The organism is Stieleria tagensis (assembly GCF_024129865.1).
Lineage (GTDB): Bacteria > Planctomycetota > Planctomycetia > Pirellulales > Pirellulaceae > Stieleria > Stieleria tagensis.
In genome coordinates this window covers 53,465-70,578 of the sequence record NZ_JAMYFE010000014.1, presented here as the reverse complement: position 1 = coordinate 70,578, position 17,114 = coordinate 53,465, and the positions used below count along the sequence as shown (strand labels likewise).

Sequence of the window (17,114 nt, the reverse complement as noted above, 5' to 3'; positions counted from 1 at the left end):
GCGATCTACTTCTTCAGCACCTGGCCGACCGGCAGCAGACCGGCAACACCCGGGATCGAGATCTCGACGTATTCCGGATCCATTTCCCAGGCACCTTCGATTTGATGCGTTTGATTGCTCACAATGATTTCGCCAGGGAATGCAGCGATGGTGCTGTCAAAGTAGAACGTGTGCACCGCCAATTGCCGCTGCGAATCGAACTGGCGAACGATTCGCGTCAGCCCCTTTTTCCCTGAATCGGGCAGTGCCAGTTTCAGCGACGTGACGGGTTGATCGGGGTCGTCAAAACGAACGACAAATCGGCGACGAATCAAACCGTCAAGACCGTCATCCGGTGTCGGGTCGATCCGCAAGTGAATGCCTGTGGTGATTGCTGTGGGCAGGTACAAGGCATCATTGATCGCGACGGACTGCTCGATACCTTCGACGCCTGCGGTCTCGGTCTGTTCGAGCGCCGGTGGAAGCAATTCAAACGTTGTCGCTTGTGATGGCGGTTGTGACCACACGCGGACCCTTGCTCGAGATGCGGTTTCGGGCCAGTCGGCAGCGATCAGATTGACCAGTGGCACCGGTTGTTCGGGTTCATAATTTGCATCCATGAACGCATACAATTCACCCACCAAATGGCCCGCCGAATCCAACGGCTGAATCTCGATCCAAACACTCTCTGGACGTCGACTGACGCGCCAATGCGGATCATCGATCGCTCGGTCATGACGTTGCCAGGAGATTCGGAACGTGACTTGATGTTGATGATCGTGGTCGGGGCGGTGGACGCGAACGATGTAGTCCGTTGGCATCCCGCCGGCTGTCACCATCTGGGCCGAGGCGGCAACGTTCTCCTGGTAGGGATAGGCATAAATCTCAGTGCCCGGCGGATTGACATACAGTTGAATCGACTCGCCGCCTTGCAAAACCACTTCTTCCGATGCTGGTGCGAGGACCGATTCCCCTGAACTGGAATCCATCAATTGCTCGCCATCAAAATGAAGCGCATAGGGCTCGGGCCGTGCCGCGACGGGTGCGATGCGGATCGGTGTCCCCAACTCCGCGCGTTGCTCCGGTCGGATGTCGCCGGCCGGCGGGCTGACCCGATACATCGCCGGTGCCAGTAATTCACGCAACGCTTGGGCCAGATCGGTCGTGCCACTGAGTGACTGGAACTTGCCACCGGTATCCAAACACAACTGCGAAAACTCTGCGACCGCATTGGGTTGTTCGCTGCGATCCATCCCCAATCCCAAAATGTGGACGGGGACTTCCTGCTGTGCCCAGGCATTGCGAATATCGTCACCGGTGGTCGCTTGAATGTTCCCAGCCGACGTGGGAATGAATTGGTAGTTGGCTCCATCGGTGATCACAATCACATGTCGATCAGCGTTGACATCATCCGATCCGAATTCATTGATCGACTGCATGACCGACAGGTACAGCGGCGACTGGCCCCAAGGTTGCAGGCTGCCGACCTCGGGAATCACCGACTGTGCGATTGCGACATCGTAGTCGCCTAGCGGCAGCAGCGACTGAACATCTTGGCTAGGTGAGAGCTGTGGATTAATCGTTCCGATAAAATCTGGACGTGCCAACGCTCGCAGTGGTTCATCAACACTCCATCCCAACCGGTTGCCAAACGCCTGCACGCCGACTCTAACATTTGGTCGCATGGCCAGACTGAACAGCATTTCCTGCAATGCTGATTTGGCAATTTGGATTTTCGAAGCGGCGGCCGGGTCATCACCACTACCAACCAACGATTCTTTCATGCTGGCCGAACAGTCCACCACGAATGCAACCGACAGTTTGTCCCAAGGGCTATTCAACGTCACTTCGCTATAGCGGTATTGGTAGGGGCGGACGTCGACTGCAACCCCGCCGAGCTGTTGGAGGTCCAGCGGAGTGCTGTATTCATGGCCGCGAAAGATCGTTTGTGCTTCCACCCGGGATTCCGACTTGGCGATCTCGGCCGGCAACGTCACTTGGTAGCTCGCATCAGATGTTGGCAATGCCACCGCATCAGATGGCTCAATTGATTCCATCCCAACACGCTGATCCCCCTCGCGAACCACGATCATAGCAGTGCCCGCCGGGGGGACAAAGCTGGCCTGGGCAGCCGATGTGATATTGAATCGCGACTCCACCGTATCGAATGGATCGAGTTGAATCGTGGGATCGCTGGATGTGGCTAACCAACCGGGCAGTCCGCTACGAATGGCATCCATTCTGGATCTCAGATCCTGGACTTCGATCGGGATCGAACGGGGCGTGTTCTGTTGCGATTGCTGATCATGGATTTCCACCACCGCATCGCAATAATCATTGGCAGACAGGTCGTAGAAAGAGCGGCGTTGACCGGCCGGCCCCCAAAAATCCGCCAGTGCCCGCTGGGCATTCCAAAGCAAGAACGATTGCAAATCCAATTGGCGAAGTTCGATGATCGGATCTGACGCCATCGCGGGAAACCAAATGGGCGACGCCGCACGCACGCGCCGCGCCGCGACACTGCAGACATCACGCTGTGCTTGCAGCGTCGGTTCGTTGCCGATTGAAGCGAGTTGTGTGCCAACGTCGTCGATAAACTGCTGCACCCGGTTGCCCGACTGCAGGGATGTTTTCTCGCTGAGTTGCAACAATCGATCCAAGGGGTGGCTTTGCCAGGATTGAATTTCCGCCGAGTATGGATTCTCGATATCATCTGTCTCGGCAATGATCGCGTCGTCACGCGGAGGATCGAAATTCTGTTGAATTCGAACCAACAGCCGATCGAGTCCACTTCGCAATTCCCGTCTGGATTCCCAATCGACCAGTGGCACCGATAACAGCGCTTCGATTTCGCCGATCGTCTGCAACTGGTTTGTTTCACTTTGATCGATCAACTCGCGTTGCCTGTCGATACGATCTGTTTCCAGCGCCGTCAGGATTGAACGAACATTGTCCGATCCAAAATCTTCGATCTGCGTGATGGCGGCGTTGGTCGCCGATAAATCCTGGGCCGATGATTCCGTGGGTAGATCGGCCAGCCGGTTCGCCAATTCTTGGGTGTTGGCAATCAATGGCAACAACTGATCGTCAACGATTGCGCGGGTGACCGTGGCATCGGCATGACGTCGGGGATGAGTGATCCACTGCGCTTGGTAGGCGGCCTGGGCCATCGCTTGATCACACAACTTCATCGATCGCCCGACCGAGTTTGCCGCATCGATCGAATCTGACAATCGCTGTTGCGTCTGTATCAACGCCTTTGCAAATCCGCTTTGATATTGAAGAAAGACTCGATCTTCGGCGTCGCGACGCGCCGTGTCGACACTCGCCAGCAATTGTTGATTCCAACGATGGACACGCAAGTCGTCGGGAATCCGATTTCCATCCCTGGGAACGGCAAAGTCTTCGATCTTTGCCTGGGTGCCCAATAATTCACCTAGCTGACCAGGGTTCTGCCAAAGACTGGGGATCTGATACCGACCCACCATGGTCAGAAACTGAGTGCTCGCCAATTCAGACTTTGAATTTTTCTGCAGTGTCGCCAGCGTCTGATTCAACACCGCCGGGGTCGGTTGATCGGCAATCTCACTCCATTGATCTCTGAGCTCGATGTTGGTCGAAACATCTTGGGTCCCAAAATACTCCGAGAGCGCGAGTGAATGAACTGCCAGCGATCGAGGCGCCGCCGGAGGGGTGCCTGAAAGGACCGAATAGGCAGCTGAAAAAGTTCGGCGTTGAAGCAATGCAGATTGTCGAGACTTGATCGCGTTGATTTCACCTTCGACGTCATCAAGCGTCCGCAGGGCAAGTGTGCGATAGCCGCGACCACTGGTCGAAAGTTGTTCTAGCCACAACAGGCTATGTTCCAAATTGCGAAACTCAATCGGCTCGCGTTGGTACAACCGCAGTTCGCGAAATTCGTCCAATGACTGCCACAGCCCATCCAATTGACCGGCCGCGATGGTTGCCGCAGGTCGCTTGAGTTTCGATTGTTGATCGACCAACTGATCAACCGTTTGTGCATTCAGGCACTTGGCGACACGAAAATCGGTTGACGGATCAGGGGCCACCAACACCGTGGTCTGTGATTCGCCGCGGCTGTGGCCGGTCCACCACAAGACTTGGTCATGCACGTATCGGTGTAGCTCGATCAGTTCGATCCAACCATTTTGGTTTCCCGAATTGGTATCGCGATCTGCGGCACCGGCGAGTCCCAATTGCAGGTAATGCCCAAACACCGATCCACCCAGGTCCGGTGAAACCATGGCGACCTGATCCCTGCCAGCGGACATCAACACCGCCAATGTCCCCGCGTTCGGGGACGCAGCGTTTCGTTTCTGCACCAATGACTCGACTCGGGTGGTCAACTGGTTTGCCAATAAACCAATGTTCCAGTTGACCTGCATCCGATGACAATCCAGGATCAACAACGTATTTTGATCGCGCCCCGTTTTCTCCAACCGGTCGAGCAGGTCATTGAAATCGACCCAGGACTCGGGATCGGTGGCCGTGCCGCCCGGTGGAATCAGGTAGGCGGTTTCGCTGTCGACATCCGCCACACCATGCAGGCTAATCCACAGGACCAGCGGTGACCGCGAGTGATGCTGTTGGTGGCCCTGGACTTCTTGCTCGATCCGATCCAACAGATCAGTGCCGGCAATGATCGGATCATCTACGCCACGCAGTGAAATCGTCTGGCCATCCATCACCGCCAAGTTTTCAAAGTCTTCGGCGGCCCAGGCATTCGGCGGTAGCGGCCAAGAATAGGGCGCCGCTGACAAAACCACGACGGGCGTGCGTTTGGGCGCCAGCAGCAGCAACCAGACCAACCACGCGAATAGCATCAGCGCAGCGAACAGCAAAGCTCCCCAGAGAACCTGGATGGCTCGGCGACGCATTTGCCCCCACAGGTTGCCACCGTTTGGGCGACTGCCTTGCCAGGCAGCATGCGAGGCCGAATCAGTGGGTTGGGGTGCGCTAGACGGTGAAGTCGACATAGGGCTCGCGTCTGCGTAGGGCGTTACTCGCGTCGAACCGAATCATTGTCGGATTCAGGCGTCTGTTCGATAAAGTCGGGCAACTCAAACGCAGTGATCGTGGTTGCGGATGTTTGCTTGGATTGGGTTTCGGTGGTCAAACCGGCGACCTTGATCGGGTTGATCGGTGCACCGGTGATCGGTTCGTTCGACGCAACGGTTTCAACCGACTTTTCGGCCGGCGGTGGCAGTGCGATTGCCGCGGTGGCATCGGCAACGGTTTCATCCACCGGAACCGCGACCTGGATTTCGACCGGTGTGGGTGCGGCATCGGTCCCGGATGGACCTTCGTCGGGTGCCGGCACGTACTCTTCGGACGTGGCACCACCACAGGCACAGATTGCCAGTCGGGCATTACGTCGAACGCGGGCAGACGATTCCAGGTAACATCCCGATTCATTCATTTCGTACGCCAGTTCATAGAGCTTCTCGAGCATCTTTGCCGAACAACAGCTATTTTCACGGCAGCATTGGCAGGAATCACCGACCGAGCTGCGCAGTCCCTTCACGGCTTCGTAGCGAATTTCTTCGCTGCAATCGTCCATCGCTGCCAGCAGCGCGTCTTCGGTATCAGGGTAACATTCTCCACAGCCGCGACTGGCTAGGTAGCGAATCGCTTTCGCTTTTTGCGGCGCCTGATCGTCCTCCGCTTTTGCTTCTGCCGCTGCTTTGACCGCTGGGCTGGCATCGGGTCCCAAATTGGCCGGATCGGTGATCGATCGTACCGGCGGTCTGGATTCAAGTCCAGGAAAACGACTGCCCAAACGATTTCGAATGCGTTGGCCGACCATTCGCACCCCGGTGAATGCAACATCGAGCCCCAAGAATTTGGGCAAGGTGATCGCGGGCGGCGCAGGCGCTGCGACAGCGACAATTGTCGTCGCACCAGCGGTTGCCGATGTCGGTGCAGCGGGCAACGGTGCGGCTGGCGGAATCGTTGCACAGCCCACACAGCACATGATCGCTGTGATCAATATCAGCATGCTGTGGTGGCGGTATTCCATTAGTTCCTGATCGCGACATTCGTAACCCATCGCCGCAATACAAACACAACCGTCGCGACGCAGTACCAACGTTATCGGACGCAACGTTCGTAACGCTTAAAAGAACTGCAGAAAGTTTGCCGGTCGTTACGGTAATTTCACGTCGACCCGCATGCTGCGTTTCGGACCTGGCGTGACCACGACCTCCTGTTCCACGCGGTGCACCCGGTTGCGAATCACACTGCGGGCTGCCAAGCGATAGCTGCCCGGAGCCACCCCGGCAATGGTGTAGTGACCGTCGGCGTCGGACTGAACCGCCACCGCATCGTCTTCACTCGCAGGAGGCGCGGCGGGGTCTTCCGGTATTGCTATCAATTTAAGTTCCGCCGAGACGGCTTTGTCCCGCAACAGAACGTCACCGATCAAATCAACCGTCTGTTGTTTGACCAAAGCGACCCCTTCAACCGCGGAAACAACTTCCACAATCACCGACAGCGGTTCACTGGCGTTGCCCACTCGGTCGACGGACCGTACCAACAACGTTCGTTGGCCCGTTTCTGCGCCGGCATTGACGGTCAACGCCCATTGCCGATTGTCCAGTGGCGTGGCAGTGAATTGCCCGCCCGATTCGGGAAACTCGCCAGACCCATCCGCATCAAACGCAGCCTCGACCGTCTTCACGCCTGCCCCTTCGTCCCAAGACCAAGCGGTAAACTCGACTGCAGAATTGACGGTCACAAATCCGACACCGGCACTGCGGTTGACCGGCCCGATGAGCGGCGGGGCGGTGTCGATCAACAACGGGATGCTAGGGATCTGAACGGTTTGATCATTAACCGTCAGCAAGCCTGCTACACCGACGTTCAAGTTTTCCAACCGCTGGGCTGGCAAATCGATCATGAAATCGGACACTTCCGAATTGAACTCGATCGTGCCATTGGGCATTGATTTAACAAAGCCGATGGTCACGCTGCGGTCGGACGTCAGCAGAACACTGCTGCTGGGATCGGGCATGCCGGTGTTTTCAGTGTCGATGCCGATCTGCAGTTGATCTTGTCCTGATTCGAACGAACCGACAGGCGTATCCATTTCAATGGCAACCGGAATCGAGTTCGCAGCCGCCAGAATGCCGTCGTCCGACGCGGTCGTCATTCGCAGATCAACCAGGTCGGTGGCTTCGGGGACATCCGCCAAGTGTTTTCCACACTGCACATCAAACACGAACGCCCGGGGATAGTCGTCCACATCAATGTAAACCCGCTCGACGTGTGGCGGTGGGCTAGGAACGGCGACAAACATGGATGCGTTCAACTGATCCGCGGACAATGTGCACTGCAGTTTGCCCCGCGCGGTTCCTGAGGCACGCCCCGCCAGGCGACAGGTGACGCGCACCTCGCCCCCGGTTGGCAGCAACGACTTGTCTCGCGCGGCCACATGAATTTGGATTTGTTTTTTGTTTGCGTCATAGCCGACGCGCGGCAATACGAAACGTCGTGGTCGTTGGACGGCAAACGAAACCTGGCGATAAGTCGTCTGGCCGGTCTCGTTGTCGGTCAGCGCGACCAACATCCCCTGCGGCATCGGTGTGGACTTGATCGGCTCGGCGGCCGCTTCCTCTGGCTTGGCTTCATCGGTCTTGGGCATGTCCGCTGCCGCCGGTGTTTTCTCCGCTTCTGCTTTGGGTTCGCCGGCGGCCGGGAACACGGGGCGTCCATCGCCCGCGGCACTGACGTCAAACTTGGCCAGCGGCTTGGCCGCGGCGATCACTTCGGCCGGATCCGCGCTGCCCAGGTCAATGGCAGTCGCCAGTGAATAACAATCGATCGAGATCTGTTTGGACCGTGCCGAGCGGTTGACCACCCCAATCTTGAATTGCTCCAAACGATTCGGGAACGGCAACAAGGTGACACCGTCGGCACCCGAAATGAATGTATTGGATCCCTGTTGGACAAACACTTCGCCGACCGGCAACGCGACCTGCATGGTTTGCCGCCCCAACAACCGTGTTACAAGCTCGCTGTGTTGGCCGCCTATCTGGTCGTCGCTGGGATGCGAGAAAACATCGACAACCAACTTGGTCGAATCCGACGCGATGCCTTGACGGGCAACTCGAAACGGTAATTCGATCGTTTGTCCCGACTGAATTTGAATGGGAAGCGAATGTCGTGTTCCGAATTCCGTCTTAGGCTGCACAAAACCCATCTTCAGCGCGGTTCCATCGGCGGCGATCAGTGGCGTCAAATCGATCAAATCACTTTCGTAGTCGACCGATAGGCTAACAATCGCATCGGCGTGCCCACGGTTAGTCAGTTGCAGTGTGATCTCGCGATCGTCGCCGTACTGCAGATCAATTTCACGAGGCCCCACAACGTCGATCTGGGATCCCGAATCGGCCACCAGGGATCGCCCACAAAGCAGTGAGCTTTTGGTGCGATAGTCGTCCGCGTCATCCGCCAGTATCGGCGCGACGCTGGCATCACGAAACGTCGCGGCCTGGTCCAAGCGCGCCGCTTGCCATTGCAAGGTCGATTCCGTCCGTGCGGGCTTTGACAATGATGCCACGTCGACGTGGGTCAATCGCCAGGCATCACGCGGGTCCGCCATTCGCAACATCCGAATTGCATGGTTTGTAACGTCGATTGCGCAAACATTCGTTTCCACCGGCGGACGACCGGCCGAGCGGTAGAACGATTGCAGTGCCGCTCCAAATTCCGCATGTGCCGACCACAATTGTTCAAATCGTTCCGTGGCATCGGCAGAACGCTGTTGACCGATGGTCATCGCGGGCACTGCGGATTGGTGGGCGTTACGAAGCGCTGCAAACGCGGTCGCGACTCGATCGGCCCCACCGCTTGCGGCCGAACCCGATTGATCATTACCGCCGCCGGACAAACGCACAAACTGCAATTCGAGTTCGGCTAGCTCATACAATGCGCCCCATTCATGCTTGGCTGGCATCTGCGACGCATGACTTTGCTCGTAAAGCGACAGATCTTGGGGAATGACCTTGGCCAAGTCGTATCCACTGGCGAGTTGCCGATCCTGGCCGTCAATTCCGGCGACCAATCCGCTGCGTGGCTGCGCGCTCAGAAGTGGAATGGTCAACAGCAAGTCGGCTTGATAGGAATCACCAGGCGCCGGCGAACGATTGAGCAGTTTTTGTGCGAGGGCATCACCACAATTCGATTCAAATCGCGTTTGCAACGTCTGTAGGTCGGATCGCATCGCTATCAGTTCATCGATCCCCGTTGTTTCGGGCTGTTCCAACCGATCGGACAATTGTGCCAGGTGTTCCAACAACGTCGCTAGGCGATCCGTCGATCCGAGATGCCCTCCGGCGACCGGTCCGGCAATGTGCATCCATTTCAGGTAGTACGGCATCCGCGCCAATAGCACATCACGCTGCCACTGTGATTGTCGAACTTCATTGAAATCGCGTTCGGCGTCTTCGTATATCTCCAACGCCTGTTGGGCAAGTTGCTCAGCACGTTCGGGCCAGTCGCTTCCGATTCGATCGATCGCCAATTGTTCGGCAAAGAATCGCAGTTGATCGGCACGTTCGACTTTGCGGCGTACCCAGCCGGGCGCGAGCAGATCGAGAGCCGCGACCTGTTCACCCAACAAACACGTTTGGGCGAGTTGTTGAATCAACCCCCACTGCAAGTCTTCGGTAGCAACCAACCCAGACAAGAAATGCAGTTCGTAGAGTTCGCTCCATTTCGAAGCCTGAAATTTTTTCAACCATGCTTCCAAGGCTTTACGATCCGGTTTATCGATCGCCGCGCGCAATTCGCCAATGTCAATCGACAATTCCAACTCACTTGACTGAGCGACCAAATCGGCCAGCGCCAAACTGTGAATGTGTTGTGTTTCGATTAACAAATCACTGGCTGCTGAACGCCCGAGCAAGGTGCCGATCTTGGTCCGATCGCTGGGCTTGGCGGACACCTTTGCCGACAAAGTGTCGGTCAGGATCGTTGCAATGGGTTTGGCATCGAATGCGATCCCGCCGCGTGCTTCCTGTTCATACCCCAGCAACTCCGATTGCAATTCACGCCAGAGTTGGGGTCGGTTTTCGATCGGGTTGAGGTCCAGATCGGTGGGCGACCATTGTTGGGCGGACTGATCACGTTGCTGCCAAGCACGGGCCAATAGTTGCTTTAGTTTGGCTGAGGCGTCTTGTTTGGTCGCTGCCCCCGATTTCCCAGGCGTTTCGGCAGCGGCGAAATCCGATTCGGCAACCTCGGTAGCTGAATCCGATGGCTTGGTCGCTTCGGCGGCGGCCTGGCCATCGGGCCCATCTGGCTGGGGACTTTCTGAATCGGACGCCGGGGCGGAGCTGCCGGGATCCGGTTCGATCGAGGCGCCGTTTGTATCGGGGGCAACGCTTGCATAGTGCCGCCGCAAGAGGCCCTGGGACTGCCCGGAGGTCAACGTTGCATCGACCGCAGCCCCTAAGCCGCCGACCGGACCAATCAGATCGGCAACGGTCAACTTGCTGCGATCATCATCCGCGTACAGCGTCAGCAGTGTGGGGTCTAATGTCATTTGCTCCCCACCACCCCAAATCAGATGAGGCGTTTGTCGCGCGGTGTTGTCGGTGCTTTGTGAGACCCAGCGGGAAATGTTGGCTGATGTAAATCCGACGAATTCACTGAGACTGATCTCGTCGTCTTGATTCAGATCCGCGGCGCCTTTGAGTGCCTCTCCGACGAACATCCCAAACACAGAACGTTTTGCTGCCCGCGAAAGGTGGGATTGCTGCAATGTGCGATGCGAACAGTAGACCCACAACGAACGATCTCCGGATTCCAGAACCGCTCTCTCCAATAGTCGCGGGAACTCATTGGCGACCATTCCCATGCGTGGGTCGTATTCGATGGTACCGGAGTTCAGCAAAATCAATTTGGTAGCGGCCGGCGACTGGCTGATTTGGCTGATCAGTTTCTCAACCGCGATTCGTCCTGAATCGGGGCGCCGCAGATCGAAGTTATCGCATAGAAGATACGCTTTGCCTTGATCGGAAACTCCGTGCGCCGACAAATACACCACCAGCGTGTCTGATTTGGTTGCTCCGGTCGCAGCCAACTGGTCACCGATTCGCCCGGCGCTGCGGGCGGCTTGCCAGACTGGGCTTTGGTCGTGAATCTGGGCGCCCCTGACCGACTCAAACGCCTTTAGGTCTTCGCCGACATACGCGATCGGTGGCAGATTGAACGTGTCATCCGGTTGCGACCCGATTAATACCAGATGTGTTTTCGGTGCAAAGAAAGGAGGAAACAGAAAATAGGCCAGCGCAGCAGCGAGCAACAGAAAGACCAAAACGAAACTGACGCGGCGCAGATCGCGAGCCGTTCGGTCGCGACCACGATTCTTTTCTCGTGCCTGCCAAGACTGTTGGTGACTGGATTGCATGGTGGTCTATGGGACTGAAACGCCAATCTTGATCGATCACGCCCGTTGCGACGACGCACGGCAGCGCTATACTCTTCTTCGACGATTCAAAGTGCCATCCACGCACCATGCTCCGACAGGTTTGCATTTGAGGAATGATCTGTTTACGACGTTGGATCAATTGTCACATCATGCCGGACGTAACGACTGCATTACTCCAACGCACGCCGCAGATCGATTCCTTCATGTCAGATGAATCCCTACCGTCGTCCAGCTACGACCAAGTTCCCTATTCTAGTTATCCGTATTCCAAGAGTCATCCGCGCAACCTGTCGGCGTTGGCATTCTTGTTTGGAATGAACCCGCCGGACGTGAGGGACTGTCGCGTCTTAGAAATCGGTTGTGCCGCCGGTGGAAATCTGATTCCCGTCGCGGAAAACTTCCCTGATGTAAGGTGTTTGGGGATTGATGCATCGGCACGCCAGATCGATGACGGCCAGAAAGTGATTGCTGATCTGGGCCTGGAAAACATTACGCTGCGGAACCAAGACATCTTGGAATTCGATCCTGATTGCGGCCCGTTCGACTACATCATTTGCCATGGCGTCTATTCATGGGTGCCGCCGGACGTTCAGCAAAAGATTCTGTCGGTGTGTCGCGATCAACTGTCGCCCGATGGTGTGGCCTACATCAGTTACAACACCTATCCCGGATGGTACCTGCGTCGCGGTGTGCGTGAAATGATGCATTATCACGCCGAAGGATTCGAAGGCACGACCGAGAAAATCGAGCAGTCGCGAGCTCTGTTGAGTTTTTTGTCGCGGGCGGTCCAATCCGACGCCGACGCCTATGAAAAACTGTTGCACGAAGAATTGAACATTCTGCAGGCCTGTGAAGACAGCTACCTCTTTCACGAACACCTGGAAGATTTCAACGAACCCTTGTTCTTCCACCAATTTGTTTCCCGCGCCGAATCCAATCAGCTGCGGTTTCTATGCGAAGCCCATTTCAGCAGTATGTTTCCGCATGAGTATTCCGAAGCTATCCGACAGACATTGTCAAAGATTGCACCGAACATCGTGCAAATGGAACAGTACCTGGACTTTCTGAGGAATCGGAAATTCCGGCAAACCCTACTTTGTCATACGAACGTTTCACTTTCTCGTGCGATCGACGCTCAACGGTTGAGCAACCTGTGGGTTGCGTCGCCGATCTCACTGCGCCAACCAACGGACAACGATGCGGACAATGCAGATGCAGATCAGGGTTGTGTGTTTGAACATCCCACGGGCCGATCCATTGGCGTGCAGAGTCCGCACCAACAAGCAATGCTGCAATTCTTGGCTGATCGGTGGCCGGCAGACACCACCGTCGACGAATTGATGCAGGTCACCTGGGACAATACGCCAGCCGATCAGCGCACCGACCGATCACAGTGCCATCTACAATTGTGTGAAACACTGTTGGAATTGTTTTCGTCTAATTTGGTCTTTCTATCGACCTGTCCCGCTGCATGCGTGTCAACGATCAGCGACAGGCCATGGGCCAGTGAGCTGACCCGCTATCAAGCTGCCAACGGAAGTCACCTGACCAGCCAGCGACATGACAATGTTCGCCTGGACGAATTCACGCTGGCAGTCGTGCGCCACTGCGATGGGCAAACGACAATCGAACAGATCGCAGATCAATTGCGTGAATCCGGGATCAAGAAAAACGCAGACACCTCGACCGATTCCATGCCAACAGCAGACGAGTTTCGCAGCGCGGTGCAAACATCACTCAACCACCTGTTGCGCGTCGCACTGCTCTCGAACGAACCCGTCCAATAACCGCCGACAAGCCCAGTCACCGTTGGAGTTCACGCTTCAGCGTGTTATTTCCGCCCCCGATTCAAGGCACTGAATGCTCTGTCCCGTTGAGTTCATTTAGGGCCCGATTCATCACACGAACGCGGTACTTGCCATCGGAATTGAATCCCGGTTGGTACTCCAGTCCCTGCTTCATTTGATCGGCGACCGGCCGAGCTTGGGCATCGATTTCGTCCAACACGATGGTCGCCTGCAACCGTTCCCATTGTTGGCCGGTTTGCATTTCGTGGATCAATACCGGAAGCGCTGGTTCTGGATCTCCGATCCGGCAGAGCGCCCGCGCCGCGGCCGTGCGGACCGCCGACGACGAATCACTCAGCAAACCCTTCATCGGCTGGAGTGCTTTCGGATCAGCTTCCATCCCGATGTTGCCGACACCGGTCGCTGCCCAATATCGAATCGCGCTGTCCGGATCATCAACTGACGCCAGCAAGTCATCCAAAGCCGCGGGCCCCGACGAGGCAAGTGCGGCGATATCAGCCAGTTGTGCGTTGTACTGGTCGGCATCCTCCTGTCGCAGAATCATGTACTCGCTGCCCAGTCGCTGCGCCCGACGAGCGATGATCGGTTCGGGAATCAAACCCAGGTCGCCGGTGTCACGGACCCACTGTTTTTGTGCCCCGCGCATCCGCACGAGCACCTGATTGAAGTCTGGATCAGCGGCCAAGTTATGGATCTCATGTGGATCGGTTTGGCAGTCATACAATTCTTCAACCGGTTTGTTGGCCGCGTAGTAGAACTCCGCCGCGGGCGCCAACTGGCCGGCATCATGCAACCGACGCAGCTCCCGCATCGTCGCACCTTTCTCCGCCGTGTTGATGTACTGGTAACAGCTTTTCAGCGGTTCATAGTTACGGATGTATTTGAATCGTTTGTCACGAACCATGCGAATGATGTCGTATCGTTCGTCCATCCGGTCGCGTGCCCCGTAGACATAATCTCGCGGCGCGGGCAGGTCATCACCCAAGAAAGGCTGGCCCTGCACATAGTCGGGAATCACGACGCCCGCCAAGTTTAAAACCGTCGGCCCAAAATCGATCGAACTGACCAATCGGTCGTCTTGCGTTCCTGGCTGACCTTGATCGCCGACACGCCAAGACGTGGGGATTCGGACGACCAACGGGATGTGAGTTCCTGAGTCATAGAGCCAGCGTTTGGCACGCGGCAATCCGACGCCATGATCCGACCAATACATGATGATCGTGTTTTCGTACAGCCCGTCCTCCTTCAGTTGATCGATCAATTCGCCGGCCCACTGATCCATCGCGGTGATCAATTCGTAATTTCGTTTCCAGTCCTCGCGCACGATTGGCGTGTCTGGATAGTAGGGCGGCAACTCCAACGCCAGGGGATCTTGACGTTGATCGTCACGGAGTCCTGACGTGACCGACTTGTATTTTTCTTCGGATGCGATTCCGGACTCATGACATCCGGTGAAGTTGAACACCGAAAAGAAAGGCTTCGATGGGTCGGGCCGATCACGCCAATGGGCTTTCCCCGACGATTGATCCCAAGTCTCTTTCGGGGTCTTGAATTGGTAGTCTTGTTTGGAATTGTTGGTGCAAAAGTAGCCAGCCTGCCGTAGGAAAACTGGAAATGGGCGGATGGATTCCGGCAGTGTTGCCGTGCACCGCATGTGCTGGGTGCCCAATGTCGTCTGATACAGTCCGGTAATGATGCCACTACGACAGGGCGCGCAGACACCGGCAGTGGTAAACGCATTGCGATACAACACGCCCTCGCGAGCGAGTTGATCGATTCGCGGAGTGATAGCGTGCGGGTCTCCGTAACAGCCCAAATGCGGGCTGATGTCTTCACAAGACAACCACAAAATATTCGGCCTTGAATCGGCCGCCGAGCAGACAACAGCGGCGCAACAAAAACTGATAGCCAGGCAACGCGAATACAGTGAAAACATGGATCAGATCTAAGGGACGTTCGAGAGAATCGAGAAAAAAGCAACGGTATCGACAGGCCAGCGTAGACAAGCACCACGCACAGGTGAGTGCAGCGATTGCGTGCATTTGAAGTGGGGATTTTTCTTGTGACAGTCGGCTTTGGTAACCCGACGCGTGAGTTTTGAAGCCAGGGTTTTCTTAAGCCCAGCGGGCGACACAATGACTGCAACGTTGCGTGAGACCATGTGCCGCCCTCCGGGCTGGTAACCCGACGCGTCGGGTTGTGATGAAAAACAAACCTTCCAAACCACATCAACGTTGATTGCTAAAAGTTGACCGGATCCCTGCCTTGAATCGTCAACAGACTTTGAAAAACGTCCACGGCGATCGATTGGGAAATTTGACGCACGGCTCCGTCGCCCATCAGGACAATAAATTGGCCTCTTTGATTGGGGATGATCTGAGCCAACGGATCGTCCAAATCAATTTCCAAGTCATCGGGCTTGGTCCATTCGACTGCGGCGTCGGGCCGGCTTTCGATGACCATGACACTGTTTGACAAACCGTCCGTGACGTCAGCAAACGTCCGCCCGCCGGTGGGGCCAAACATCAATCCTTCGCCGACGGGCACTTGAAACAAAGTTTTCCCTGGTGGCAGAACGACGGCAGGGTGCTGATAGACCGCCGGCATCTGGTCGACCAGTTTGATGTTGTGCGGGCTGTCCCAGGGTTCGTCGAGATGAAATTGCTCGTAAAGCGTTTGTTGCTCCAGAAAGGGCAACAGTTTGACACGCCAGCTGAGCAACGGTTTGCCGTCGGCATCACGGATCGCCCGATCTGGCAATGTTTGAAAGGCGGAGTAGTGGTTGTGCATCGCCAATCCAATTTGTTTCAGCGAGTTACTGGCAGACACTCTCCGCGCGGCTTGGCGCGCCGCTTGTACAGCCGGCAACAGCAATCCGACCAACACGCCCGTCGTGGCATAGGTACCGGTCGCGCCGGAGAAATCCAGCCGCACCATCTTTCCCTTTCTCACCGGTCGAATGTGGTCACTTAGGCTGGCGCTGACACGGTCGATGTAGCTATGCCAAGCATCTTGGACCGGGCCGCCACCGGGGGCCGATTTCTTGAATTCAGCGGTCGCAGTCGCTCGTCCAAAATCGATCGCATCGTTCAGGATCTGCTCTAGTTTTTCACCTGCGGCATCATCGCGTCCGAGCACCGAAACGGTGGCCGATGCCGAGAACGGCGCGTAATTCATCTGGACCAGTACCGCATCGGTCAGATCACCCACCTGAGTGACGCTTTGCAAGGGCGGCGGTAGTTTCGAAGCGGACTGTTGCAACAATCCGTTCACCAACGGGCGAATCTGGTCCAATACCGCAACGACCGTGACGCCTGAGCGACTGGTGATTTTGGACGCGAGTGCCGGCAGTTGGCCCTGCCCCGTCCCATCCGCCTCTAACACCGCTTTCAGGTAGCCGCCGCCGGCGACCATCAGGGTTCGAGCATCCGCTTGATGCAAGACGAACTGCGGTGGTCGACGACTGGCATAAACCGCCAAACCGCCTTCATCGCCAGGTTCCAGCTGCTGCAGTAGTTGAGGGTTTAGATCGCTAATTTTCACATCCTGTGAAAATTGCATGCGGACGCCGAATCGCGGGCCGGTGGGTCCAGGCATACCAACAACCGCTGTCACCTGTTCCAGATTCATTGGGTCAATGCCGACGAACTGCTGTCCGGCCGCTCGGAACACTTCGGTCGGCATCAATTCCCACTCCGACGACGCCATCAGTTCGCTGGGCGATAGGAATGCGGCCAGAATGGCGTCGTCAGGAACACTCTTGCTGGAAAGTTTTTCTGAATCTTGAGCAACGCCAGTCGACAGGGCCACCAGGAAAACGGCTGCCATGACGAGAAAACTGCGAGGATACATTGATGTCTCCTGTGACGGGT

The 17,114-nt window shown here is 56.4% G+C and carries 6 protein-coding genes; 1 reads left to right on the top strand and 5 read right to left on the bottom strand.

What is annotated here, in order from left to right; translation table 11 throughout:
- Positions 1–5 precede the first annotated feature (5 nt).
- From NHH03_RS01700 to NHH03_RS01690, 3 genes are read right to left on the bottom strand one after another with little or no spacing between them, the layout of a single operon-like run.
- On the bottom strand, positions 6–4,976 hold the full coding sequence (locus NHH03_RS01700) for a vWA domain-containing protein (RefSeq protein WP_253153992.1): 4,971 nt from the start codon (positions 4,974–4,976) through the stop codon (positions 6–8).
- 23 nt (positions 4,977–4,999) lie between these two features.
- Entirely contained in the window at positions 5,000–6,103 is a 1,104-nt protein-coding gene (locus NHH03_RS01695) for a hypothetical protein (protein ID WP_253153991.1), read from the bottom strand.
- Between the two features lie 42 nt (positions 6,104–6,145).
- Complete coding sequence (locus NHH03_RS01690) at positions 6,146–11,413, bottom strand: carboxypeptidase-like regulatory domain-containing protein (protein WP_253153990.1); 5,268 nt, start codon at positions 11,411–11,413, stop codon at positions 6,146–6,148.
- Between the two features lie 224 nt (positions 11,414–11,637).
- Here NHH03_RS01690 and NHH03_RS01685 point away from each other — a divergent pair, with 224 nt between their 5' ends.
- A complete protein-coding gene (locus NHH03_RS01685; protein ID WP_253153989.1) occupies positions 11,638–13,221 on the top strand; it encodes a methyltransferase regulatory domain-containing protein in 1,584 nt (527 codons plus the stop codon).
- Between the two features lie 61 nt (positions 13,222–13,282).
- On the opposite strand, the gene NHH03_RS01680 is transcribed toward NHH03_RS01685, so the two are convergent.
- Together NHH03_RS01680 and NHH03_RS01675 are read right to left on the bottom strand one after the other, a co-directional pair.
- Entirely contained in the window at positions 13,283–15,178 is a 1,896-nt protein-coding gene (locus tag NHH03_RS01680) for a sulfatase-like hydrolase/transferase (protein WP_261364023.1), read from the bottom strand.
- Between the two features lie 305 nt (positions 15,179–15,483).
- Complete coding sequence (locus NHH03_RS01675) at positions 15,484–17,070, bottom strand: DUF1559 family PulG-like putative transporter (protein ID WP_253153987.1); 1,587 nt, start codon at positions 17,068–17,070, stop codon at positions 15,484–15,486.
- Between the last annotated feature and the right edge of the window lie 44 nt (positions 17,071–17,114).